Source organism: Aeromonas sp. 75A (genome assembly GCF_051919425.1).
Taxonomy (GTDB): Bacteria; Pseudomonadota; Gammaproteobacteria; order Enterobacterales; family Aeromonadaceae; genus Aeromonas; species Aeromonas veronii.
Map to the genome: position 1 here is coordinate 455,857 of NZ_JBQBES010000002.1, position 24,607 is coordinate 480,463.

General features: G+C 61.8%; 14 protein-coding genes and 2 tRNA genes. 5 read left to right on the forward strand and 11 right to left on the reverse strand.

Going from position 1 to position 24,607, the window contains the following annotated elements; translation table 11 throughout:
• Nucleotides 1-279: 279 nt before the first annotated feature.
• From ACTG2T_RS02030 to ACTG2T_RS02055, 6 genes are all read right to left on the reverse strand, one after another.
• Nucleotides 280-1,149: a hypothetical protein gene (locus ACTG2T_RS02030; protein ID WP_330125205.1), complete on the reverse strand. Its 870-nt coding sequence runs from the start codon at nt 1,147-1,149 to the stop codon at nt 280-282.
• Nucleotides 1,146-5,135 carry an amino acid adenylation domain-containing protein gene (locus ACTG2T_RS02035; RefSeq protein WP_330125206.1) on the reverse strand — a complete coding sequence of 1,330 codons (3,990 nt, stop codon included), beginning with the start codon at nt 5,133-5,135 and terminating at the stop codon, nt 1,146-1,148. The genes ACTG2T_RS02030 and ACTG2T_RS02035 overlap by 4 nt, the downstream gene beginning before the upstream one ends.
• Before the next feature lie 125 nt (nt 5,136-5,260).
• Nucleotides 5,261-6,028 carry a 2,3-dihydro-2,3-dihydroxybenzoate dehydrogenase gene (gene dhbA / locus ACTG2T_RS02040; RefSeq protein WP_330125207.1) on the reverse strand — a complete coding sequence of 256 codons (768 nt, stop codon included), beginning with the start codon at nt 6,026-6,028 and terminating at the stop codon, nt 5,261-5,263.
• Nucleotides 6,025-6,957 (reverse strand): isochorismatase family protein, encoded by a 933-nt coding sequence (locus ACTG2T_RS02045; RefSeq protein WP_330125208.1) that lies wholly within the window; start codon nt 6,955-6,957, stop codon nt 6,025-6,027. The genes dhbA and ACTG2T_RS02045 overlap by 4 nt, the downstream gene beginning before the upstream one ends.
• Nucleotides 6,954-8,606 carry a (2,3-dihydroxybenzoyl)adenylate synthase gene (locus ACTG2T_RS02050; protein ID WP_330125209.1) on the reverse strand — a complete coding sequence of 551 codons (1,653 nt, stop codon included), beginning with the start codon at nt 8,604-8,606 and terminating at the stop codon, nt 6,954-6,956. Before ACTG2T_RS02050 ends, ACTG2T_RS02045 begins: the two co-directional genes overlap by 4 nt.
• Nucleotides 8,603-9,751 carry an isochorismate synthase gene (locus ACTG2T_RS02055; protein ID WP_330125210.1) on the reverse strand — a complete coding sequence of 383 codons (1,149 nt, stop codon included), beginning with the start codon at nt 9,749-9,751 and terminating at the stop codon, nt 8,603-8,605. Before ACTG2T_RS02055 ends, ACTG2T_RS02050 begins: the two co-directional genes overlap by 4 nt.
• A 266-nt stretch (nt 9,752-10,017) precedes the next feature.
• Here ACTG2T_RS02055 and ACTG2T_RS02060 point away from each other — a divergent pair, with 266 nt between their 5' ends.
• Nucleotides 10,018-11,970 (forward strand): TonB-dependent receptor domain-containing protein, encoded by a 1,953-nt coding sequence (locus ACTG2T_RS02060; RefSeq protein WP_330125211.1) that lies wholly within the window; start codon nt 10,018-10,020, stop codon nt 11,968-11,970.
• Between the two features lie 125 nt (nt 11,971-12,095).
• The gene (locus tag ACTG2T_RS02065; RefSeq protein WP_163128275.1) at nt 12,096-13,160 is read left to right on the forward strand and encodes a 3-deoxy-7-phosphoheptulonate synthase; all 1,065 of its coding nucleotides are present in this window, start codon (nt 12,096-12,098) and stop codon (nt 13,158-13,160) included.
• A 77-nt stretch (nt 13,161-13,237) separates the two neighbouring features.
• On the opposite strand, the gene ACTG2T_RS02070 is transcribed toward ACTG2T_RS02065, so the two are convergent.
• From ACTG2T_RS02070 to ACTG2T_RS02080, 3 genes are all read right to left on the reverse strand, one after another.
• Entirely contained in the window at nt 13,238-14,236 is a 999-nt protein-coding gene (locus ACTG2T_RS02070; protein ID WP_040066127.1) for a LacI family DNA-binding transcriptional regulator, read from the reverse strand.
• 177 nt (nt 14,237-14,413) lie between these two features.
• Nucleotides 14,414-16,315, reverse strand: a complete 1,902-nt coding sequence (locus tag ACTG2T_RS02075; RefSeq protein ID WP_330125212.1) for a transglycosylase SLT domain-containing protein — start codon at nt 16,313-16,315, stop codon at nt 14,414-14,416.
• A gap of 99 nt (nt 16,316-16,414) precedes the next feature.
• The gene (locus tag ACTG2T_RS02080; RefSeq protein WP_021231088.1) at nt 16,415-18,919 is read right to left on the reverse strand and encodes a putative bifunctional diguanylate cyclase/phosphodiesterase; all 2,505 of its coding nucleotides are present in this window, start codon (nt 18,917-18,919) and stop codon (nt 16,415-16,417) included.
• Nucleotides 18,920-19,287: 368 nt separating this feature from the next.
• Between ACTG2T_RS02080 and hpf the strand changes: the two genes are divergently transcribed.
• A complete protein-coding gene (gene hpf / locus ACTG2T_RS02085; RefSeq protein ID WP_330125213.1) occupies nt 19,288-19,626 on the forward strand; it encodes a ribosome hibernation-promoting factor, HPF/YfiA family in 339 nt (112 codons plus the stop codon).
• A 110-nt stretch (nt 19,627-19,736) separates the two neighbouring features.
• Here the strand turns inward: hpf and ACTG2T_RS02090 are convergent, their stop codons facing one another.
• Complete coding sequence (locus tag ACTG2T_RS02090; RefSeq protein WP_330125214.1) at nt 19,737-20,246, reverse strand: VC2046/SO_2500 family protein; 510 nt, start codon at nt 20,244-20,246, stop codon at nt 19,737-19,739.
• A 124-nt stretch (nt 20,247-20,370) separates the two neighbouring features.
• On the opposite strand from ACTG2T_RS02090, the gene ACTG2T_RS02095 reads away from it, so the two are divergent.
• A tRNA-Tyr gene (locus ACTG2T_RS02095) sits at nt 20,371-20,455 on the forward strand.
• Nucleotides 20,456-20,489: 34 nt separating this feature from the next.
• Nucleotides 20,490-20,574 (forward strand) — tRNA-Tyr (locus ACTG2T_RS02100).
• Between the two features lie 175 nt (nt 20,575-20,749).
• Here the strand turns inward: ACTG2T_RS02100 and tamB are convergent.
• Nucleotides 20,750-24,550 carry an autotransporter assembly complex protein TamB gene (gene tamB / locus ACTG2T_RS02105; RefSeq protein ID WP_330124935.1) on the reverse strand — a complete coding sequence of 1,267 codons (3,801 nt, stop codon included), beginning with the start codon at nt 24,548-24,550 and terminating at the stop codon, nt 20,750-20,752.
• Nucleotides 24,551-24,607 lie beyond the last annotated feature (57 nt).

Below are 24,607 nucleotides of genomic sequence, written 5' to 3' on the forward strand. Positions count from 1 at the left end.
CTCCTTGCCGTTGTAGGCGTCACCGATGCTGGTGACACTTAGATGTAAATACCTTGTTAAATAAAAAGCAAAGGGATTTACTCAGGTAAGACCAGTAGAAACTTCTTTAAAGTAGCGAAGGAGCTGAATTTTCGGCGATTAGCGGCAAGGTATGCCGTAAATGGTGCAACTTTGCAGCACTGAACGCAGGATGCCAAATGTGAAAAAGGGGAGCCTGGCTCCCCCATTGAGTTGTTTCAGTTAGCTGTTACTTCTGTCAGGGGTGACTCCAACCAGCAGTTACGCCAACCAGTGTTGCATCTGGCGGGCCATACCAGCTGGCAGCAAGTGAGCGCGACTCAACAAGCGGCTGCGCCAGGGCTCGGCCAGCAAGGTGGGGCAAATTCGCATCTCCCGTCCCCGGTCAGCCACGCGCACCAACCGATCGATGAGGGTCTCCAGCGGCGGATGCTCCGGCCAGTGAGGATAGAGGTCAGCAGTTGTGATATCGGCCAACTCGCACACCCGCTCCTCTTCCTCCTCTCCCTTTCCATCAGCCATTGGCCAGGGGTGAAGCACCTGTAGCCAACCCGGCCGTGCTGCCTCCAGCAACTGGCCCAGCGTCGGCTGCGCAAAGTGGGGATCCCCAGCGACTTTGAGCAGATGACGCGCCCCCGCCAGCACCACCACGCCGCGGGCGGGAAGTGCAAGAAGATAGTCGGCCAGCGCCTGATCCCGCCCCCTGTTGTGTTGCTGCCACCGCTCCGGAGTCAACTCTTGCCACTCGAATGAAGGCTCGCAGAGATGCACCCGCAGCCGCATATGTTCAGTACGCGCCAGATTGCTCTGGCGCAGAGCGGAAAAGAGAGCCGGAAACTCGGGGGCCATCCAGGCGGGAAAGGCACAGGAGTCGAGCCAGACCGGATAGAGTCGTGCCAGCGTCAGCGGCGCCCCCTGCCAGCTCTCCTCCCCCGCCAGCCAGGCATCGAGCAAGCCCTGATGATGGCGATTACCGCACTCCAGCACCAGATCAGTCATGACTCCCCAGAGCGCCGGATCACACAGCCAGGCGTGCTGGCGCCGGATAAAATCGGGGTGCCAATGCGGCTCCCCCAGCCCCACCAACTTGCCCGCCAGCAAGGCTTCCCGGATGGCGGCAACCGGGGTCATGCGTCCCCCTCCTGCCGGATGTGCGGTTGTTGCCCGACCCCATAGACCCGCTCACAAATAAGGGCGCCGATCTTTGCCAGCCAGTCGGGATGCACCATCTCCTGATGCAGGCAGGGGAAGCGCTCATAGCTGATTTCCCCTTTTGTCAGCGACGCCCAGCCACGTCCATCCAGCCAGGGCTGGCGGGAAGCTGATGCTTCGATAAAGATCACCTCCCCGTGGTAGCAGTAGTCGACCGGCTCACGGATCAGCCGGTTGTTGTGGCCCACCAGCTCAATCATGGCGCTCACCACCTGCTCGTCGAGCATGGCCAGCGCACTCCCCTCTGCACCCAGTCGGGCCACCACTTCATCGCGAGTGAGGGAATCGAGCGCCTCGTCCGCCACCGCAATCCCCCCCATCCGCAGCAACGCATCAAGCATCCGCTGCTCGTCGGGCAACGGCTGGGTCTGCCACTGCTGACAGGGGTAGGCATCGAGCAGCAGCACCATGGCCACCTCTTGTCCCTGCTCCTGCAGCATGGCGGCCATCCGGTGCACCAGCATGCCCCCGAGCGACCAGCCGAGCAGCCAGTAGGGCCCCTCGCTCTGCTGACGACGCAGCTCGGTCACATAATCGAGGGCCAACTCGTCGAAGCTGGCAGGCAGCGGCGCATCCGGTTGGCAGAGCGCCCGCGCCTGCAGGGCATAGACCGCCATGTCGGTCGGCAGATGGGGCACCAGCGGCGCATAACACCAGCCGAGCCCCCCTGCGGGGTGGACGCAAAAGATAGTGCGGCCTGATGCGCCCGACTGCGCACCGGGCGCCCGCAGGGGCAACAGCATGGGCATCGCCTCCCGCTCACCACCAAGACGGCGCGCCAGCTGGGCGGGGCTCGGTGCTTCGAACAGGCTGGCCAAGGTGAGAGTCTGTCCTATTGATTCCTCAATACGCACCACCAGCTGCGCCGCCAGCAGGGAGTGGCCACCGAGGGCAAAGAAGTTATCGTCGGCGCCGACTCGCGCCAACCCCAGCACCTCGGCGAAGAGGCGACAGAGCCGCTCCTCCAGCAGAGTTTTCGGCAGCGACTGACCCACTGCCGATGCCATATCGGGCAGCGGCAATCCCTTGCGATCAAGCTTGCCATTGGGGGTAAGCGGCAGCTCAGCCAGGTTTACCAGGAGCCCCGGCACCATGTAGTCAGGCAAGGCAGCGCCAAGGGTGGGTACCAACTCGGCCAGCGTCAACTCGCTGCTATCTGCGGCCACCACATAGGCCACCAGACGGCGATCGCCGGGGGCAAATTCGGGGGCCAGCACCACCGCCTGCGCCACTCGGGGATGGCGCAGCAGCACCTGCTCGATCTCCTCCAGTTCGATGCGTTGACCACGGATCTTCACCTGAAAATCGAGTCGCCCAAGATACTCGATGGCACCATCCTCGCGCCAGGCGGCCAGATCGCCGCTGCGATAGAGCCGCCCCGCGCCGAAGGGGTTGGCAATAAAGCGCTCGGCGGTGAGCTCGGGCTGGCCAAAGTAGCCATCCGCCACCTGCACGCCGCCGATCCAGAGCTCCCCCGCTACACCGGGGGGCACCGGCTGCAACCAGGGATCGAGAATGTGGATGCAGGTATTCCAGACCGGATAGCCGATGGGCACGCTGGTCACCGCCTCGTCTGCCCGGCAGGGATACCAGGTGACATCCACCGCTGCCTCGGTCGGGCCATAGAGGTTGTGCAGGGGGGCTGAAAATGTTCCATACCAGCGCTGCACCAGATCGGCGGGAAGCGCCTCGCCGGAGCAAAATACCTGCCGCAGGGCGCGGCAACGGGCAGGCTCGGCCTGAGTAACAAAGATCTGCAGCATGGAGGGAACAAAGTGCAAGGTGGTGATCCCGGCCTGCTCAATCAGCTCGGCAAGGTAGGCGGGATCCTTGTGGCCACCCGGTTTGGCGAGCACGAGCCGCGCCCCGGTCATAAAGGGCCAGAAAAACTCCCAGATGGAGACATCGAAACCGGCCGGGGTCTTTTGCAGCACCCGATCCGCCGGGCCAATGGGATACATGTGCTGCATCCAGAGCAGCCGGTTGACGATGGCGCCATGGCTCACCACCACCCCTTTGGGCCGACCGGTCGAACCTGAGGTGTAGATGATGTAGGCCGCATCTTCCGGTTTGGGGGCTGGCAGCTCACAAGGTGCTATCGCCGCCACGTCTATCGTCGCCAGCTGCTCTGCCACTCCGGGGGCATCGAGGCAGACAAGTGGCGCGGCCACATCAAGCGGCATCCGCAAGGTGCGACTGGTCAGCACCAGCGCAGGGGCGCTGCTGGCGAGAATGTAGCCGATCCGCTCCGCCGGATAGTCCGGATCAACGGGTACATAGACGGCCCCCACCGCCATGATGGCCTGCTGGGCGAGAATAAGCTCGGGAGAGCGCGGGATCACCACAGCCACCCGACAACCGGGGCCCACGCCCCTTCCCGCCAGATAGCTGGCCAGCTGGCGGGTACGCTGGCGCAGCTCGGCAACACTCCAGCGTTCGGCGCCACACTCCAGCGCGATGGCACTCTGATCCGCGGCCGCCAGCCCCCCGGCCAGCAGTGCACTCAGGGTGGTGGTCGGCAACGGATGGTCGGTTTGGTTCCAGCGCGCCAGCTCAGCCTGCTCGCAGTGCAGCAGCAGCGGCAAACGCACTGCCAGGGCCTCGTCACCCGCCTCACTCCAGGCCGCCAGATAAGCTACCAGCCGGGCCAGATGACGTTCACTCTCCTGTTGGCTGAAGCGCCCCTGATGTGCTTCAAGGGTCAGGGTCATAGCGCCTGCCTCCTCGGCAAAGTAGAAGGCGCACTCCTCCACCGGCCCCGCCGCCAGCACCTGCACCTCGCCACGAACCTGGTTGTGCCCTTCACCAACGCTGAGGGTGCGGGCAAAGGGCATCAAATTGACCTGAGGGCCAAATAGCGACTGGCCCGGCTGACGCTGTTGCAACCACTCCTGACGGCAGCCCTGATGGCGGCGCAGGGCGGCAAATTGCCGCTCGACCTGTGCCAGCAACGCCCCTACCCGGCTGGTGCCGCTCAGCTCGATGTGCAGGGGCACTACATTGACCTTCATGCAGGGGGTATCGGTAGCCACTGAGCCCAGCCGCCCCATCAGCGGAATACCCAGCACCACCTCGCCAGCGCCGCTCATTCGCTGCACATAGCTGGCCACTGCCGCCAGCAGCAAGCTGTAGGGGTGACAGGCCGAGCGACTCGCCCGTGCCACCAGTACCTGCCACTGGCGGCCAGCCAGACGCTGTTCAAGACGATAAGTGGGGCCCGGCCCTTGCGCCGGACGACGGGAGAGCGACGCAGGGCTATCCACCCCGGCCAGCTGCTGCACGAAGAAATCGCGATCCCGCGCGGCGCGCGGTGAATCCTGATAGGCCGCCTCTTCGGCCAACAACTCCTGCTGGGTCGCATAACGGCAGGGGGCTGGCTGCTCGCCGGCGCAGAGCGCCTCATACCAATTTGTCACCCGCTGGCAGAGCAAACTCAGGCCAAAGCCGTCGATGGCGATATGGTGCACGGCGATAAACCAGGCCCACTGCCCCTCGCCAAGGCGATAGAGGGTGGTGGCAAACAGCGGCCCCCCGGCCAGATTGAAGGGGACGGCCAGCTGAGCACGCATCTCGGCCTGCGCGGCCGCAAGCGGATCGGCTTCGCTGCGCAGATCCCGTTCGCTCAGCTGCCAGCACGCGGGGTTGGCCACCATCTGCGGGCCATCGGCAGTAGCCACAAAAGCGCAGTGCAGACCGGGGATCTCGTCGATAGTCTGGCGCACCGCGCGGGTGAAGTGATGGGGAGCCAGCACCCCCTCCAGCAGCCAGTACTCGCCGGTATTGCAGGCGGGGCTCTGCGGGTATTTTTGCTGGGCAAACCAGATGCCCGCCTGAGCAGTGGTAAGCGGCCAGCGCGGGTGCTCACCACGTTGGTGGGTGGCGCGCATCGCCATTGTCTGTTCCATGGGAATGTCCTTGCGCAAACATCGAGCGGGCAGCGACTTACCCCTGCCCGCATGGCTGAAAAGCGAGGAGGCAAGGCCTCCTCCATTAAGAGAGTGTCACGCCTGACAGATCGGCAGCGCGCGGGCTAGACCCCCAATGTGGCACCGCCATCGACCACCAGATCCTGCAGGGTGATATGGCTGGCGGCATCGGAGGCGAGAAACAGCACGCAGGCAGCCACCTCGTCGGGTGTTCCCAATTTGCCAAGGGGGATCCCCAGCTTGAACTGCCCGGGCAGGCCCGCGATGGTACGCAGCTCTCCTTCCTGCTGCGCCGCCTCCCCCTCCTGCCACATGCCGTACAGCATCGGGGTGCGAGTCGAGCCCGGCGACACCAGATTGCAGCGCACCCCATAGGGGGCAAGCTCCAACCCCGCCGTTTGGGTGAGGCTGGTCAGCGCCGCCTTGGAGGCGCCATAGATGCCCATCCCCACTCGCGGCACCCGACCGGCATTGGAAGAGACATTAACGATGGCGCCCCTGCGCCGCCTCTGAAACCAGGGGGTCAGGGCCCGCATCAGGTAGAAGGGGGCGAAGGTGTTGATGGCGAAGGTGCGCTGCAAGAGGGCGTCATCCACCTCATCGATCCTGCCGGTCGCCAGTATGCCGGCGACATTGACCAGCACATCGGGCCCCAGCCCCTCGTCGAGCAGCTGTTCGCAGCAGCGGGTCACAGCCTCGCTGTCGCTCACATCGATCAGCACTCCCTTCACGTTGCCGGGCAGCGCCTCGGCCAGTTGCAGATCAAACGCCACCACGCTGGCCCCTGCCTCGGCAAAGGTGCGCGCCACCGTATGGCCAATTCCCTGCGCCGCACCGGTCACCCAGACGGTTCTGCCTTGCCACTCGCTCATGGGGTGCACTCCGGTTCGCTGACGTGCTCTTCGTTGACCTGATAAGCCGTGGCCTGACTGACATTAAGCTGACGGGAGAGGAGCGCCCACCAGTGAGCCAGGGTCGGCGTGCGGGCCAGCTCGGCCAGCTCCACCACCAGCCCCTGCTGGCGCCACTCTTCCACCAGCCCCATCACCGCCAGCGAGTCGAGACCGTAGTCGAGCAGGTTGTCATCCTCGGTGGGCTGCTCATGCTGCATCTCGGCGGGCAGCCGCGCCAACACCTGAGCACGCAGCGACTCGCGAGTCTGGGGGCGTTTGCTGGTCGCCATCACCTCGGCCACGGTAATCACCCGACCGGCATTGCGGCTGACGTAGGATAGCGCCAGCAGATGATCCTCGCGGGAGAAGTCGGCGATGGCATCAGCCACCAGGAAGGGGCGGATATCGCGCATAAAAGCATCGACCGCCGTCTGCATCACCCCGATATGACCGTAGATGCCGCAGATCACCAGCTGATCCCGCCCCCATCCGGCCATCAGCTCGGCCAGCGGTGAGCGGCAAAAAGCGCTGTAGCGCCACTTGGTCAGCACCGTATCCTGCGGCTCGGGGGCCAGCGCCGAAACAATCGGCTGACGCTCCGGCGCCCGGGTCAACCCCGGCCCCCACATGTCGTTGAGCAGCGCCCGATCGGCCTGACTCTGCTCGGCGGGCTGGGCGGTATAGACCACCGGCATGCCAAGAATACGCGCCTGACGGATCAGGGTGGCGATATGGTCGATGACCTGATTGATCAGCGGATTGCCCGGCCCGTAGAAGTCGACGAAATAGTGCTGCATATCGTGGACCAGCAAGGCGGCGCGGCCCGGTTCGAAGGGCCAGTTCACCCGCCCGGTAGGCAGCTCCTCGGCGGTAGGCAGCGGATAGGCGGCGAGGGATTGAATGGTCATGCACACTCCTTGGCGAGCTGCTCGCGCAGCGTCTGTTTGTCTATCTTGCCGACCGGGGTGTGGGGCAGTTGCTCCACCAGCACCAGGCGATCGGGTAGTTTGTAATCGGCCACCCCCTGCTCGCGCAGGAAACGGCGCAAGCGGGGCAGATTGAGGGGCTCGCGGCACATCAGAAAGGCGCAGCTGCGCTCCCCGAGCATGGGATCCGGCATGGCGACCAGTGCCGCCTGCCGCACCTCCGGGTGGGTCAGCAACAGCTCTTCAATCTCGAGGGCATCGATCTTCTCCCCACCCCGGTTGATCTGATCCTTGTTGCGCCCCACCACCATCAGATGACCACTGGGCAAGCGGCAGACCAGATCGCCGGAGCAGTAGAAACCGTCCCGGTCGAAGGCGCGCTGATTGTGGGCATCGGCCTTGAAGTAGCCGCGAAAGGTGTAGGGGCCACGTGTCCAGAGCTCGCCGCACTCGCCATCGGGCAAGGGGCGCCCGTCGCTGCCTCGCACCTCCACCTCGTCGCCCGGGCTCATCGGGCAACCCTGGGTATTGACGATGTGCCACTGGTCATCCTCGGTGCGGGTGTAGTTGACCAGCCCCTCGGCCATGCCGAACACCTGCTGCAAGCGGCAGCCGAGGCGGCTCGCCACCACCTCGGCGTGAGCCGAGCTGAGGCGCGCACCGCCCACCTGCACACACTCCAGAGAGGTCTGCGGATAGTGGCTGGCCACCTCCAGCCAGAGCGCCAGAGCCGGTGGCACCAGTGCCGCCCAGTTGACCTGATGGCGCTGCACCAGCGGCAGACAGGTTACTGCAGAGGGATCCTTTGCCAGCACCACGCAGCCACCGGCATAAAACACCCCGAGTGACCCGGGGGAGCTCAGGGGAAAGTTGTGGGGCGCTGGCAGGGCGCATAGATAGATCACCCGCTCATCCCAACCGCACACCGCTACGCTCTGGCGCACGCTGTAGCCATAGTCATCGTGGGTACGGGGGATCAGTTTGGGGGTGCCGGTGCTGCCGCCGGAGAGCTGGAAAAAGGCAACTTGATCGGCAGGAGTCGGTGTAGGGGTTAACGCAGTAGCCGCCAACGGCGAACCATCAGCACGGGCTATCGGGTCAGGCTGATGCCATGCAAATCCTGACTGAAGATCGGAGCCTTCTGCCTGCTCGAACAGCAGTGTCTGGCAGGAGGGAGATACCAACTCATCAAGGGCCGCCAAGCTCCCCGCTTCACCGGCAAAGCCGGGATGGGAGGGGCTGAGTACCAGCAAGGCGGGCTCAATCTGGCGGGCAAAGGCCACCAGCTCGCGCCGCTGATGGCTGTAGAGGGCATGCACCGCCACTACTCCGCAGCGGATCAGGGCAAACCAGCAGATATAGAACTCGGCGCAGTTGGGCAACTGCACCAGAGCGGTATCTCCGTGGCCCAGCCCGCGCGCGGCCAGCCCCGCCGCCAGTGCATCGACCTCACGCTTTAACTGGCCATAACTGAGGGTTCGCTCGCCGCAGATCAGGGCCGTGCGCTCGGGATAACGTTCGGCAGATTCATCGAGCAGGGCGGTGAGCGGTTGTCCGCGCCACCACCCTTGTGCCCGGTAGTGGGCTGCCAGCTCGGCGGGCCAGGGGGTAAAGGGCACCAGCGGCTTCATGCGGTTACCTCCGGCTCCCGGCTTTCGAGGCCGAAGGCACGCAGCATGGTGCCAAGCTTGGCAGCGGTCTCCTGCCACTCCGCTTCCGGCGAGGAGCCCACCACCACCCCGGCGCCGGCATAAAGCCGCAGTTGCCTGCCAGCCAGCACGCCACAGCGAATGGTGACTACCCACTCGCCATTACCATCGGCATCCATCCAACCGACGGCGCCGCAGTAGAAGCGGCGATCGTACCCCTCGAGCCGGGCGATGGCCTGACGTGCAGCCGAGAGCGGCGTGCCGCATACCGCTGGCGTCGGGTGCAACTCCAGCGCCAGAGCCAGCACGGGAGAGGGCTCATGGAGCCGCCCGGCGATGCGGGTCGAGAGGTGCCACATGGTAGGAGTGGCGATCACCTGCGGCTCCAGAGGGACATCCAGCTCGCGGCAGAAGGGAGCGAGGGCCGCAGCGACCGCATCGGCCACCAGCGCATGTTCATAGCGATCTTTTTGCGCCCCCAGCAGTTCGGCACTGGCCGCCGGTTGATCAGGAAAAGCGCGGCGCGGACGGGAGCCCGCCAATGGATTGCTCACCACCGCCATCTCGCTGCGCGATACCAGCAGCTCGGGGCTCGCGCCAAGCAGGGTCTCCCCCTCCGGCAGCGGGATCTGGAACACATAGGCGCCCGGATTCTGTGCCAGCAGAGAGCCAAAGGCGTGTGCGGGGGAGGTCTGCTCTGCGCTCTGCACATCGATGGCGCGCGACAGCACCACCTTCTCAAGCTGGCCCTCACTGAACTGCTGCAGTGCTGCCCGCACCGCCCCCTGATAGTGGGCTGAGCCGGTCACTTCGCTCACCTCGCCATGGAGCTGGCAACAACGGACGGGCAACATCGCATCCCTTGCGACCCACTGCGATTGCGCCGGGATCACCAGATGCCAGGGGGATTGGGTATCAAACGGAATGGCGCCGATGGCGATGGGATTGACCATCCCCTGCTGGCGCAACTGACGCAGATGGGCGAGCAGCTTCTCCGGCGGGATGCCGGTAAAACTGTCGTGGATACCGGAAGCGACCAGAACCCTGTCACCGCTGGCAAAACAGCACACTTTATCCAGCCCGACCGCAGTGGCGGGCCACTCTCCTTCCAGTGCATGGTCACACATGACGGTGCTACTCCTTGGAATGAATCACTGCCTGACACGACTTGATGCGAGTCATTTGACTCACCATATGTCAGGGTGAACGGCATCCTAACAAGGAGCAAAAAAACGATCAATACAAATGAGAATCAATTCCATTAACTTCTTTTTAGTCAAAAGAGGGTGACGAACGAAACTGAGCTTCGCCGATAAAAAAGAGTTGCGATCGGAGCAAATTCAACTTGATAATGATAACGCTTATCATTTGGATATTATGGAAGATGTAAATAATGAAATCCTCAACCTCCCGTTTTATTGCTCCCAGCCTGCTGGCCACCACCATCGTCACTCTGCTGACCCAGCAAGCGCTCGCCGCCAGCAACGCGCCTCAAGCCGACGAGGTGATCACCGTCACCACCACGGCGCACAATACCCGCTCGGCACCGGCCTCTATCTCTGTCATCACGGCAGAACAGATCGCCGCCGCGCCCGTCAATGATCTTGCCGACCTGCTGCGCCACGAAGTGGGCATTCAGGCTGACGCTGACACCAATGGCCGCAGCGATATCGGTATTCGCGGCATGTCCGGCAAATACACCCTGGTACTGGTGGATGGCAAACGCCTCTCCTCCTCCAATGCCCTGTGGCGCGGCGGCAACTTCGACAACACTCCCGTGCCCCTTGGCATGATCCAGCGGGTCGAGGTGATCCGTGGCCCCATGTCGGCACTTTATGGCTCTGATGCCATCGGTGGCGTCATCAATATCATCACCAAGCAGCCGGGCAAAACCTGGCAAGGGGCGGCCGATGCCGACTTCAAAGCCATCGAGGGCAAGGATGGCGGCGATCAGCACAGAACCAACCTGGGCTTTACCGGCCCGCTGACCGACAACCTGCTGATCCGGATGAACGGCGAGGTGTATGATCGTCAAGCCTGGACCCCCACCGAAGCTGCTGACGGTATCCCCCTTATCGAAGCCAAACAGACCCGCAACTTCGCCTCTACCCTCAGCTGGCTGGTGGATGAGCAACAACGCTTCGAGCTGGATTACCTCTACAACCAGGATGAGCGGCCTCTCGATATCTTCCGCAAAACCGGCAACAAGGTGCACAGCCGCCAGCAGCAAAACGATCGCAACCTGTTTGGGCTGACCCACAAGGGGAACTGGAGCTGGGGTGACACCACCGTCATGGCCAACTACGAGACCTCCCAGATCGACGACTTCAACACCAGCTACTCTGCCCCACAGCAGCGGGAGCTGGAAGAGAACACCTTGACTCTCAAGGGCTATACCAACCTGGCGCTGGCCAACCACTACCTGACCCTGGGTGGTGAATATCTGGATCGGGAGCTGGTGGATGCGGTGAGCTACAAGGATATCGGCGGCAAAGAGAGCCACTCTCAGGAGGCACTGTTTGCTCAGGACGAAATTGGCCTGACCGACAGCCTGACCTTCACCCTGGGCGGCCGTTACGATCACCACGAGATCTACGGCAGCCACTTCACCCCGCGCGGCTATCTGGTCTATGAGATGAACGATGTGGTGACAGTGAAAGGCGGTGTCAGCCAGGCCTTCAAGGCACCGGCACCACACCAGTACTCCAACGGTTACAGCATCGAGAGCTGCGGCGGCAGCTGCCGCATCTATGGCAGTGACAAGGTCAAGCCGGAAACCAGCACCAACTACGAGCTGGGTGTCATCGCAGGAGAAGGGATCTGGGAAACCAGCGCCACCCTCTTCTACTCCGACATCGACGACATGCTCACCTTCAAACAGCTGCCGAACTCCACTGACCGCACCTGGTACAACCTGGAGAAAGCCACCACCAAGGGGTTGGAGCTGACCGGCAAGCTCGATCTGACCGACAATATCAACCTTGGCGCCAACTACACCTATCTCAAGGCGGAAGGCGATCAGGGTCAGGCTCTGCCCGAGCGGCCGGAGCACAAGGCCAACGCCAAGATCACCTGGCAGGCCACCGAGCGGGTCAATGCCTTTGTCGGCACCACCTACACCGGCACCCAGTTTGCCGAGCAGACCGTCAACAAGGTTGTCGTACTGCACAAGCTGCCCAGCTATCAGACCTTCGATCTCGGCACCGGCTTCAAGGTCACCGAGAACTTTGACCTGCGACTGGGGATCAACAACCTGACCGACGTGCGCCTGCAAGAGAAAGACACCGTCTTCCAGAACGTCGAACCGGGTCGCAGCTACTACGTCAGCGGCTCAGCCCGCTTCTAAGGTAGCCAAGGCCGATATAACAGAGCGCGGGCCCATGCCCGCGCTCTGTTAACCAAGAGAATAAGGGGAAGATCCCCACTGGACAGCAAAGAGCATGCAGATTTCCATTTTCATCAGGATCGCTCATGTTCACCTCACTTCTGAATGCTTCACCCCTTGCCACCCTGCCCACCCCTGACGAGATGTTAAAGGCAAGACCCTGTCCGGCACGGCTCGCTCGCCAGATCGCACGCAGCCGCCAGCAAGCCCGCCATATTCTGCAGGGAGAGGATGATCGCCTGCTGCTGGTGATCGGCCCCTGCTCCATTCACGATCCGGCAGCCGCCCGCGACTATGGTGGCCGGCTCGCTGAACTACAGGGCCAATACGGGGAGCAGCTGCAACTGGTGATGCGTACCTATTTCGAAAAGCCGCGCACGACGCTCGGCTGGAAAGGATTTATCTTCGATCCCGACCTCGATGGCAGCGATCGGCTGGAAAAGGGCCTATCGCTGGCCCGGGAGTTACTTCTGGCCCTTGGACAGGAAGGGCTCGCCTGTGCCACCGAATTTCTCGATCTCACCAGCATGCTCTATCTGGGGGATCTCATCAGCTGGGGTGCCATCGGTGCCCGCACCACTGAATCCCAGCTCCACCGTCAGCTGGCCTCGGCCCTTCCCTGCCCCATCGGTTTTAAAAACGGTACCGACGGCAATATCCGGATCGCGGTAGAGGCGATCCTCGCCAGCCGAGCGGCCCACCTCTATACCCAGCCTTCCGGTGATGGCCAGCTGGCACTGGTGCGCAGCCATGGCAACCCCGACTGCCACCTGATCCTGCGCGGTGGCCGCCAGCCCAACTATCAGAGCAATCATGTGACAGAGGCTGGCGAGCTGCTGCGCCAGCATCATCTGTCACCCCGGCTGATGATCGATTGCAGCCACGGCAACAGCCAGAAGCAGCATGCCCGCCAGCTGCTGGTTGCCCGTGACATTGCCGACCAGCTGGGTGCTGGTAGCCATGCCATCGCCGCCATTATGGTGGAAAGTTTTATCTGCGAAGGGCGTCAGGATATCGGCAGCAAACCGCTGCGCTACGGCCAGTCGATCACCGATAGCTGTATCGGCTGGGAACAGACAAGGCGGCTGCTCGATATGGTGGCAGAAGGGGTGGAGGCACGCCGCCAGCAGCGGATCGCCCTAGCGGGATAAATGGCGGATTAGAGAGATAACTCAGAAAACAGTGTGGCCCCGATGGGGCCACACTGTTGTTCACTGTCTGACGCACATCAGGCGACTGACTCACGCTCCACCAGCTGGGCTTCAAACTTGAGCGCCAGGCCGTCTACCGGCTTGTGATCGAGCAGGCGCAGCGCCAGTTCAGCAGCGCGGCTGCCCATCTCCTCGATGGGGTAGCGCACTGTGGTGAGCTTGGGATAGATGTAGCGGGCGTAGGGGATATCGTCGAACCCCACCACCGACACCTGCTGCGGGATCTTGTAACCCCGCTCCAGCAGGCAAGAGATCGCCCCCGCCACCATGCCGTCGTTGAAACCGAGCACGGCCGTGAACTCGACACCACGGGCCAGCAGTTCACTCATCGCCACATAGCCGCCATTTTCGTCGGCAAAGGCGCGGCTGACGAGTGCAGGATCAAAGGCGATCCCGGCTCTGGCCAGGGTCTGGGTGTAACCGGCCATCCGCTGCTGACCATCTACAAACTCTTCATCATCGGAGGTGATAAAGGCGATGTTGCGATGACCGGCATCCAACAAGTGCTGGCACGCGGTGGTGATCCCCGCCTGGTTATCGAGCCAGACGCAGCGATCCTCAAAGCCCGGCACCTGACGGTTGATAAACACGATGGGGGTAGAGCCTGCCGCCAGCTCGCTCAGCTCCTCATCCGGGAGCGCCTTGCTGTGGAGGATCAGCGCATCGCACTGGCGCTGCAGCAGCGCCTGAATGGCATGACGCTCGCGCGCGATATCGTGGTTGCCAGACATGACGATGGTGAACTTGTTGGCCTGATCGACCATGGTTTCGATGCCACGCATCATCTGGGCAAAGAAGGGGCCGCCGCAGAGGTCGCCAACCAGCACGCCAATGCAGTTGGAACGCTTGCTGACCAGTGCCTGGGCAAAACTGTTGGGTCGAAAATTCAGTTCCTTCATGGCCGCCAGTACGGCCTCACGCTTTTCCGGTGCTACCTGTGCCGTGTTGTTGATAACCCGCGACACGGTGGAGATAGACACATTTGCCAGCTGAGAAACGTCTTTAATCGTTGCCACTATCCATTCCTTTATTGTGGGGGAACCTGTCGGTGCCGACGCCCGAGTATACCCTGCGGCCTGATGCAATTCCCGGAGCCAGGTCACCAGGCATGTTTCCTTTGGTAACAAAACCTTACCCGATAATACCCGGCAGCAGGGAAATTTGAAAACAGGGGCCGGCTGGCGGCCCCCGACTCAATAGGCGTGATTGAGCTCCCGCTCTGACATGAAGCGCAGCGGCTGCTGCAGCTTGTGCTGATAGATGAGATCGAACGACAACACGTTTTGCACGTAGTTGCGGGTCTCCTTGTAGGGAATACTCTCGACCCACACGTCCATCGGCTTGTTGCCACTCTGCTCTCGCCAGCGTTTTACCCGTCCCGGCCCGGCGTTGTAGGCGGCCGCCGCCAGGATCCGGTTGCCGTCATAGACATCCAGCAAGCGCTTGAGATAGGCGCTCCCCAGACGAATATTCATCGTCGGATCAAACAGTTGCTGCTCGTTGCGATAGGGCACCCCCAGCTTGCCGGCAGTCTCTTTGGCAGTAGCAGGCATCAACTGCATCAGACCGCGCGCCCCCACCGGCGACTGGGCCAGCGGATAGAGGGCACTCTCCTGACGGGAGATGGCATAGAGCAAACTGGTGTTCATGGTGCGCTCTTGCGCCATCTGGGAGAAGGTGCGTTTGAGCGGCAGCGGGAAGCGCAGGTCGAGGGCATCCCACGCTTCGGCGCGAATGCTGGCGAGAATGGCCAGCTCGTGCCAGCCCTGATTGAGGGCGATATGGCCAAACTCGATGCGCTGGGCCACCGGATTGCGATCCATGTTGTGGATCCACTCCGAGCGGGCCGCCGCAATCTCGTTCATCGACAGCAGCTCGCGTACCCGCAACAGGAAGGGCCAGCGCTGACTGGCCGTGCGCCAGTCCGGTACATGCTTGACGCTCTGGTTCTTGATGCGATAAGGCACCCCGGTGCGCTGGGCGGCCATAAAGCCGTAGAAACCGCGCAGGTTGGCGGTCTCCAGATAGAGATCCCGCGCCGGTTTTTGCTGCCCTTGCACTTCAAGGGAGCGCGCCATCCAGTAGCGCCAGCGATCCTCTTTCTGACGGGCCATAGGCATCATCTTCACCCAGCCGGAGAGGCCACGCCAATCCTGCTCCCAGATGGCCAGTCGCGCCCGCAGCTCGGTGATATCGGGATCCGCCAGCTTTTTCACCGTGCTGTCGACCCAGCTGCGCTGGGCTATGGAGCGATCCAGCAGCAGGCGGCGGGCAATGGCACGCTCTACCGGTTTCACCTCGGCCTGGGTAAGGCCGAAACGGCTGCGCAACAGCGCAAGCTGGCGCAGCACCGACTCCGGCTCCTGATTGGCATAGCGGGTCAAGCCGAGGGAGAGCAGCTTGCGGGAATAGGGATTGCTGCTGAAATAGGCCGGGTTCATCGCCTTGGCTGGCTGCTCGAACAGGGTCACCATCTGATCGCCATAGCTCTGCAAGCCGCTACCCAGGGTCGCGCCAAGGTGGCGGATCAGATTGGGGTTTTCCGCCTCGAACGCCAGCGTCATCCGCTGCCAGATCTTCTCCTGGGTTCGCTGACCCGATGCCTGCCACAGCTGGAACAGCGGTGAGCAGGCATCGGGACGGGATTGGCCGCTCATCCAGATCTTGCCCGCCCCCTGCAACGCCTCTTTCGGCTTGCCGGTGTAATAGAGCGCCTGATAGTGCATGCAGAGCAGGTCGGTGGAGCTCGGCTTGGCCGGATAGAAGCGCAGGAACTGCGACCACTGCTGGCTCTGGGCCAGATAGGTCAGATAGCTGCGCTCCAGCCGGTTGGACGGGGGGGTATCCCCATGCTGGCGGATAAAGCGGGTCACATCGTTGTAATCCGCCGCCCCCGGACGAAAGGCGAGCTGATAGTAATCGAGGTAAGGGAGCAGGGGGTAATGGGTCAAACGGGCACGAATTTGCTGGAAACGGGCCTGATCATTGGCCCGTACGGCGTCATACGCCTGACGGTAGAGCGTCTGGTCGGCAGTCTGCGCCATCAGGGTCGGCACAAACAGCGCCGACAAAACAATTCCCCATACAGCTTTCACTGAACATCTCCATTGAGGGCAATACACCGCCCGGTGGCGGTGGGTCTACTGCCTCTCATTCTACCCGTTGCCGGGCAGCGCTACAGCGGGGAGCAGGGACTATTTTTCTGACTCGCTCAGCTGCATTTCGCGCAGTTGCTCCGGTCTGGTCAGACGCTGTACATATTTCTCCAGATAGGGCACCGGCAGCGGCTTGGAGGCGAGATAGCCCTGATAGAAACTGCACCCCTGCGCCTTGAGAAACTCCAGTTGCTGACGGGACTCCACCCCTTCCGCCGTGACGTTGAACCCCATATGTCGCGCCATGGCGATCACCGCCTCGACGATGGCCATGTTGTCGCCATCTTTCGGGATGTCCTGAATGAAGGAGCGGTCGATCTTGAGCTCATCGGCAGGCAGCCGCTTGAGGTAGCTCAGGGAGGAGTAACCGGCGCCAAAATCGTCGATGGCAAAGCTGATGCCGAGCTCTTTGAGCTCGGTCATCTTGCTGATGGTGTCCTCGGCATGACCCAGCACCACGGATTCGGTGATCTCCAGATTGAGGCAGGCCGGATCCATGCCGGTTTGCGCCAGCACATCGTGGATCCGCTCGACAAAATCGGTGGCATGGAACTGCTTGGCGCTGACGTTGACCGAGATCTGCGGAATGTGGATGCCGTTCTCCTCCCACAGCACATACTGGGCGCACGCCTCGTGCAGCACCCAGTTGCCGATATCGACAATCAGGTCCGTCTCCTCGGCGATGGGAATAAACTCGGCCGGCGAGACCAGCGAGCGACCGGCCGGCTGCCAGCGAATGAGCGCCTCGACACCGATGATATCGCCGCCATCGACCATATGCTGGGGCTGATAGTAGAGGGTCAGCTCTTGCTGGCTGAGGGCGTTGCGCAGTTCGTTGTGAATGAGCAGACGGCGATCCGCCTGCTGCTGCATCGAGGCATCGAAGAAGCGACGGGTCTTGCGGCCAGCGGACTTGGCCTGATACATGGCGGTATCCGCCTGCTTGAGCAGATCATCGACCCCCTGCTCCCGATCCGGAAACAGGGTAATGCCGACACTGGCGCCGATGTGCAGCACCTGTCCCACATAGGTATAAGGAGCGGCAATCTCGGTGATGAGCCGCTCGGCAATGATATCGGCCTGCATCTCCGCCTGGGGCGGGCTGGCCGAGAGCGATGGCAGCAGCAATACAAACTCGTCACCGCCGAGGCGGGCCAGACAATCCCCCTGTCGCACCAACCGTTTGAGACGGGCGGCGACCTCTTTGAGCAACCAGTCACCGGTAGCGTGACCGAGGGAGTCGTTGATGGTCTTGAAGTGGTCGAGATCGATAAAGAGCAGCGCGCCAATCAGACCGTCGCGGGTCGCCTCGTTGAAGGTCTGCACCAGGGTCTCGTGGAGTTGACGGCGATTGGGCAATCCGGTCAGCTCGTCGTAATAGGCGAGATCCTGAATGCGTCGCTCGGCCGCCTTGCGCTCGGAGATATCCTCGAAGCAGATGACAAAGTGACTGATCACCCCCTTCTCGTCCTGCACCGGCGTCACTATCTCCCACTGGGGATAGGTGTGACCATCGACATGGCGACGCTGGGTCTCCCCCTGCCAGCGGCTGAGGGTATTGAGCTCGTAGCCGAGCCCCCCCAGATTGGGCCAGAGATCCTCTTCCAGATGCAGGCCCAGCACCGACTGGCTGTCAAAGCCGGTGATCTGGCTGAAGGCGTTGTTGACCCGCAGGATCTTGAACCCCGGATCCGTGATGATGATCCCTTCGTGGGTCTCGAATGCAACGGCAGAGAGCCGCATCTGGGCATCTGATTGCAATCGCTCCAGCTCGGCCACCATCCGTACCGAGAAGGTATTGAGCACCGAGGTGAGGTTGCTGGTATCTGCCGGGGCCGAATAGAGCAGCGCCAGATGGCCCAGAAGTTGGCCTCTGGCATCAAACAGCGGCTGACCATAATAAGTCTGCCCGGCCGCCAGCCAGGGTTGATACTCCTGCGACTCGTCGATCACCTCGAAACAGATGGCTCCTTGCTTGTAGAGCTCCTGACAGGGGGATCCCGCCAGCGGATAGTCCTTCTGCGCCAGCCCGTCGGCGGCCAGCACTTTGACCCGGTCGGCACCGCATAACTCCCCCACCCAGACCGCATCCACCTTGAGGATATGGGCCAGCTGGCTGACCAGGGTATTGAAGAAATCGAGCCCAGTGCGGGCAGAGAGTGCCTGCGCCAACTGGGTGAGCAGGGTGGTTTGCAGCAACGGCAAAGAGAGGTTGAGAGAGGAGACCGCACTGTTGGCGGTATCAAGAGGGGCCAGCCAGCCACAGCAGATCTGCTGGGTGGGCACAAACTGGCCACTCCAGAGCACATGGTTGAGCTGCCCCTGATCATCTTTCAGATGACCGATGAACTGTTCAGGCAGATGTGATTCATGAAGCCGGACGAGAAAGTCGGCAAAGCCTGCCTCATCTTCCGGTAACAGGCGAGCGGCCCAGGGATGATTGCCCTCCCCTTGCCACTGCTGGTAGGCCCCCTGATCAGAGAGACTCCACTGATCATGTTGCCGATCGAAAAACCACATGACTTGCGTGGCCTGCTGCTTCATTTACCACTCCAACACAACAACCAACCACGTTTGATGTCCAATCAGGCATAGCAACGCCCCCTGCATCCGCTCATCAGATCAGAGGTTGCGAGGGAAGAGTACAAACATGCGATATCAAGCAGTGGAAACCGGACATGAGGTCGACACGAAGTGCTGCCAAGAAGGGACAGAAACGATCCTATTCCCGTCATACTGCCTGCCAGTTTCATGGAGCTCAAGCTGTTTTTGGCACGAAACCGGAAAAGATCACAATTTATAAGTTGCTGAATAGCCAAGGGAAGGTTATGTGACGCGGATCACATTTCAATCTTTACCAATGAGTAATCTGAAGGTGAAGACACAAGCAAGTCGACCCGAAGGGGGCCAATATGAAAACCGAAATTACCAGCAAAATCATCGACATCACCCCGGCTATCCGCGAGCGCATCGAATCCCGTTTTGAAAAGCTCGAACGTCTTCAGGTGCCTCTCATCACACCCCATGTGATTGTTTCCAAAGAGCGTCTGATGTTCACTGTCGAAGCCAGTGCTGGCATCCCCAACGGCAAACTGTTTGCCCAGGCAGAGCATGAGGATCTCTACGCCGCCATCAACGAACTGGGGCAAAAACTGGAGCGCCAACTCAACCGTCACACCGAAAAGCCGATTGCCCGTCGTGCCAATGCCGCGCTCAAAGAGCAGCCGCAACCGGATGAAGCTGACGCTTGATAGCATGCCGCAAGGCTAAAATTCTAAAGAGCATAAAGGCGGGGTCACCCGCCTTTTTGTTGCCTGTGATTTGCCGACAAGCATCGCGTTACACCAGTGAACAGGCGCCATCAACTGAGCCAGTGCAACCGGGTATCCATCCCCTCTTGCAAACGATCGAGGATCGGCAGCAATACCAGCGGATCCTCCTGGCGTGGCATATCGGCCAGCTTTCCTTGCAACCGCTCCCGCGCCAGCGGTGACAGGTTGTCGTAGACAGCCTCATCCAGCAGTGGCTGTTTGACCGCCAGCGGCGGTGTTTGCAGCGCCAGCCAGAGCCGTACATCCACCATGCTTCCCCCTTGCTGCAACCGCTCATTGATGGCACTACAGTCACTCCCCGCCCCTTCAGCCACCAGCACCTCTGCCGGTCTCAGCTCAAAGTGCAGACGCCAGTCACGGCTCTGGGGAGTGGCCGCCGGTTTGGCATCAAACCAGGGCTGCTCCTCCACCGCGTCGGTGAGCAGGGCCAGATGCAACCGGAAATCAGCGCGATCGCCATGCTGCAGGTCACGGTTGAGGCGCTGCCCTAACTGGCCCTCATCGACGAGCAGGTGATTACGGATTGAACTGGGCAGCATGAGATAACTCTCGAAAATGGCGATTTCACTGGTTATCGGCCACAAATCCAATTCTTTTAATGGAAAAATCCTGCTTGGGGGTTCACAAAACCGGAAGATCTGTTAGTATGCGCCTCGCACTTGTGGAGGGGTTCCCGAGCGGCCAAAGGGATCAGACTGTAAATCTGACGGCTCTGCCTTCGAAGGTTCGAATCCTTCTCCCTCCACCATTTCAAGTGCGACAAGTTGAAAGCAATACCCCGTGGAGGGGTTCCCGAGCGGCCAAAGGGATCAGACTGTAAATCTGACGGCTCTGCCTTCGAAGGTTCGAATCCTTCTCCCTCCACCATCATTCAGAAAACCCGGCCTAGCGCCGGGTTTTCGCATTTCTGGTCTGCCCAATCCGTTATTCCTCTGCCCTCCAGCCCCTGATCGCTGTTTGCCTGCAGCCGATCGCGCAATAAAAAACGGGAGGTCTGCGCCTCCCGTTTACGTTCATATCAGCCCTGTTACGGGATGAAGCGTTACAGAGTAAAGCGATAGAAGATATCGACCGCCTGAGCCACCCCGCTCATCGCCTGCAGATAGAGCCGTGGCAATACCTCGTAGCGCAGCTTGAATTCGGCGATGGGGCTGAAAACCCCGACCCCGTACTGGAACTGCAAACCCGGCAGCAGATAGGCCGACAGAGTCACCTGGGTGTTGTCACCACTGCCCGCGGTATCGAGGGAGACATCGCTCATCCCCAGCGACTCGCCGATGCTCGACACCACACCGTTGGCCTGGCTCACCGCGCCGGCTACCAGCAGGCCGTTGAAACCGCCATCCTCACCGCCGGTCTGCAACCCTTTGCCGCGCAGCAGATAGGAGAGCTGTTCCGACTGCGCCATCTGCGGTTCGGAGTAGACAGTGATTTCAGGCTTGCTGGCAGGGCCAGTCACCCGCACCCCGACCGTCACCTGACCCTCGATGGTATCGGGATCCCGGTTGGCCTCGATGTTGAGGAACGGCCGATCCAGCGGACCGGAGAAGAGGATCCGCCCCTCCTTGATGATGAGGTTCTGACCGTAAGCCTTGAAGCGGCCGTTGGTCAGCACCAGCTGGCCATTGCCAGCCAGCGGCTTCTCGGGATCCTGACGGATATTGAGGCCACCGGAGACATCGGTCTTCAACCCCATGGCATCAAGCTTCACATCGTTGCCAAGGCGGATCGCCACCTTCATCGCCAGCGGCAGGCTGGCCTGCTTGGGAGCCGGGGGCAGATCGTCATAGACCACGGTCACATCATCAGAGACCGCCACCGCCGAATCCGGCAAGCTCTTGACCAGAATACGTGCCCAGGGAATATCCACCTGACCGGTAATCCGGGTCTCCTCCCCCAGCGACACCGCGATATCGGGCGAGACTCTGACCCGGCCCATGCCCGGATATTGCGCCTCCAGATCCTTGCCCTGAATGGTGAGGCTGCCGCTGACCGGCATCTTGGCCCAGCTGAGCCAGCCGCCCAACGCCAGCGGCCCCTTGCCCACCAGCATGGAGCCATCGAGCTCGGCGCGGTTGCCCTCGATCTTGAGGCGGGTCACCAGCTTGGTCAGGGTCACCATGTCGGAGTGGGTCTGCACTTCACCGTCACGCAGGTTGAGCTGGCCAAACAGCAGGGGCGCCGCCAGGGTGCCGTCGAAGCGGGCATCGGCGGAGATGATCCCTTGCAGGGAGCGCACCTCAGGGATGAGCGGCGCAAAGGTATTGAGCTTGAGATCGTCAAACTTGAGCTGACCACCGAGCAGACCGCGACCGGCGGGCTCCCTGATCAGCAGATCGGTATCGATATTGCCGATCTGTTTGGAGGCAAAATCGAGGCGAATGGCCGCCTGCTGCCGCTCGAAATCCAGGGCCAGAGCCAGCTGCTGATAGTCGGTCTTGAGGCCATCTGCCACAAAAGTGCCCGGCGTGGTGCGTACCACCGCATGCAGGGTCGGCTGATTGCCACGCCAGCTGGCACGCCCATCGGCCGAGAGCATCGCCTGCCAGCGGAAGTTGTCCGGCAACCAGGGGCGCAGCCGCTTGAGATCAAACTCGCTCAGGGCAAACTCCAGAGTGCCCTGTGCAGCGGAGACCTGACTCCCCTTGACGCAGAGGCTGGCCCCCTGGGAGCCGAGGCAGAGATCCCCCATCGCCAGCCGCTGACGCGGCAGATCGAGATCCAGTGCCCAGGGGGAGCTCAAGTCCCAACGGCGCAGCGGGGTTTTCAGCCGCAACTCGGAGAGCGCCCCGCGCCAGTGATCCCCCCGCACACCGCCACCCAGTTTGAGGTTGGCGGCAACAGGGTCACCCTTCATGGTCAGGGTCAACAGATGCTGACTGATATCGCCGCTGAGGTTCAAGGCCAGCTGGCTGAGCTTGGTATCCCCCTGTTTCAGCTGCGCCACCAACAACGCGAGCTCACCGGCCGGTTTGGCACCGATCGCCACATTGCCCTTGAGGCTAATACCCTTCAGGTCGGTGCCGGCATAGTAGAGCCGCTCGGAGGCCAGATCCGCATCGATTTTTGGCGTCTGCTGATTGCCACTGACTTTCACCTGTCCCTTGATATCCCCTTTCAGGCCAGGATAGATGCCCCCCAGCTGGGGAGCCTGCAGGTTGGCATCGAGCTTCCACTGGGCGCTGCTGATACTGCCCTTGGCCTGCAACTGGTTGGGGCCACTTTGCAGCGAGAGCGCTGGGATCTGCCACTCCATCTTGTCGTTACCGCTGAGCTCCCCCTTGAGGGCCAACGGATACTGGTTGAGCTTGCCATCCACCTTGAGCTTGGGCAGTTTCAGCTCCCAGTGGCCCGCCTCGTTCATCACGAAACGGCTCTCCAGCTCACCGGCCAGCGTCCCTTTCAGCTCAGGCACCAGCTCGGCCGGATTGATCCCCTTGAACAGTGTGGTCCCCTGCCACTCAACCCCCTTGTTCCAAGCGAGTTTGCCATCGAGTTTGAGCTCCCCCTTGAGGGCGTTGAGCTGCAAGGCTATCTTGCTGAGCCGCTCCAGATCCCCCTTGCCGTCCAGCGCAAGCTTGAAGGGGGGCACATCGGTCCCCTTGCCGGAGGTATTGAGGGCAAACTGGTAGCCGGAGAGCTTGCCCTTGGCAGTCAGGCTTCCTTTGTCCAACCGATAGCTCGGCTCATCTTTGGCAGGCTTGTGAAGAGGCCAGCCGAGGCTCTTCCAGTCGAGGGCCAAATCAAAAGGGAGATCCGGGTCGAGGGCGGCCAGCGAGCCCTTGAGATTGGCGGCAACCGGCCCCTTGGCCGACAACGCCAACCCCAGCTTGCCAACCGAACCGTTCAGCGCCAGCGTGGCCTGCTCACCCTGCAGCTCGCCATCCAGCAGCCCCTTGCGGGCCTTGGCATCCAGCGTCACCGCCAGCGGGTAGTCGTCACTGAGCTGGATGTGTCCCTTGAGCGCCAGATCGGCCATGGCGTGGCGCAGCGAGAGCTCGCGTACCTCGATGCGATCGTCGGCAGCAGTGGCCGACAGCAGCAGCTTGTCGAGCCCTTCGATCAGCTCGCCCTGCTTATATTGCACCCGGGTCGCACTGACCCCTTCCAGCTGGATGGGGAAAGGAAGGTGAATGGCGGGCAGGAGAATGGGGGCTGCCTTTGCCGTATTCGCAGCTGGCGTCCCTTTACCCTGTTTGGCTGTCTTGGCGCTGGCCTTGTCGTTGCGCGCCACCGCAGCACCGGCTTGCTTCTCGTTAGCGGCCGGCTGCTTGGCAGATTTGGCTGCGCTGGCGGGTGCCGCATCATCCAGCGTCACCTTCAGGTTATCGAGCACCGGGCCGCGCACAATCAGCCCCTTGCGATTGAGGGTGGCGCCGATATCGAGGGACCCCAGCGTCACAGCCACACCGGGCACCGCCAGATCGAGATCGGCTACCTTGAGGCTGTCGACCTGAATTTTGAGTGGCAGCGGGCGCCAGACAAAGGGTTCTGAAGGCTCTTCCGGTGCAGGCTCCGAGTCAGCCACCTTCACCACCGGATGAGTCACTTCAAGCGATTTGATCCAGAGTTTGCCCTGCAGCAACTTGCCCAGATCCCAGTCGAGCACGGCGCGATCCACAGTGACATCCACCAGCTCATCCTGCCAACCCGCCCCTTCCAGAGTCCAGCCATAGCCAAGCTGACCGGCCACCAGCTCCCCCTTGAGAGAAGGCAGTGCTCCCTTGGCCTGTTGCCACAACCACTTGTTGCCCTGATGGGTAAAGCCCAGCAGGCTGACGCCGATGAGCAGCAGGAACACCAGCCCCATCAGCCAGAGAAAAATGCGTTTTAGCCAGATCACAATGCAGACCCCCGCGCAAGATACAGCCGCAGCGGCCAAAGAAAAAAGCGTTTAGAC

Bases quoted from the DNA above. Each gene is read 5' to 3' on its own strand.
- ACTG2T_RS02030 (WP_330125205.1), bottom strand. From the start codon at position 1,149: ATGACCCCGGTTGCCGCCATCCGGGAAGCCTTGCTGGCGGGCAAGTTG.
- ACTG2T_RS02035 (WP_330125206.1), bottom strand. From the start codon at position 5,135: ATGGAACAGACAATGGCGATGCGCGCCACCCACCAACGTGGTGAGCAC.
- dhbA (WP_330125207.1), bottom strand. From the start codon at position 6,028: ATGAGCGAGTGGCAAGGCAGAACCGTCTGGGTGACCGGTGCGGCGCAG.
- ACTG2T_RS02045 (WP_330125208.1), bottom strand. From the start codon at position 6,957: ATGACCATTCAATCCCTCGCCGCCTATCCGCTGCCTACCGCCGAGGAG.
- ACTG2T_RS02050 (WP_330125209.1), bottom strand. From the start codon at position 8,606: ATGAAGCCGCTGGTGCCCTTTACCCCCTGGCCCGCCGAGCTGGCAGCC.
- ACTG2T_RS02055 (WP_330125210.1), bottom strand. From the start codon at position 9,751: ATGTGTGACCATGCACTGGAAGGAGAGTGGCCCGCCACTGCGGTCGGG.
- ACTG2T_RS02060 (WP_330125211.1), top strand. From the start codon at position 10,018: ATGAAATCCTCAACCTCCCGTTTTATTGCTCCCAGCCTGCTGGCCACC.
- ACTG2T_RS02065 (WP_163128275.1), top strand. From the start codon at position 12,096: ATGTTCACCTCACTTCTGAATGCTTCACCCCTTGCCACCCTGCCCACC.
- ACTG2T_RS02080 (WP_021231088.1), bottom strand. From the start codon at position 18,919: ATGAAGCAGCAGGCCACGCAAGTCATGTGGTTTTTCGATCGGCAACAT.
- hpf (WP_330125213.1), top strand. From the start codon at position 19,288: ATGAAAACCGAAATTACCAGCAAAATCATCGACATCACCCCGGCTATC.
- ACTG2T_RS02090 (WP_330125214.1), bottom strand. From the start codon at position 20,246: ATGCTGCCCAGTTCAATCCGTAATCACCTGCTCGTCGATGAGGGCCAG.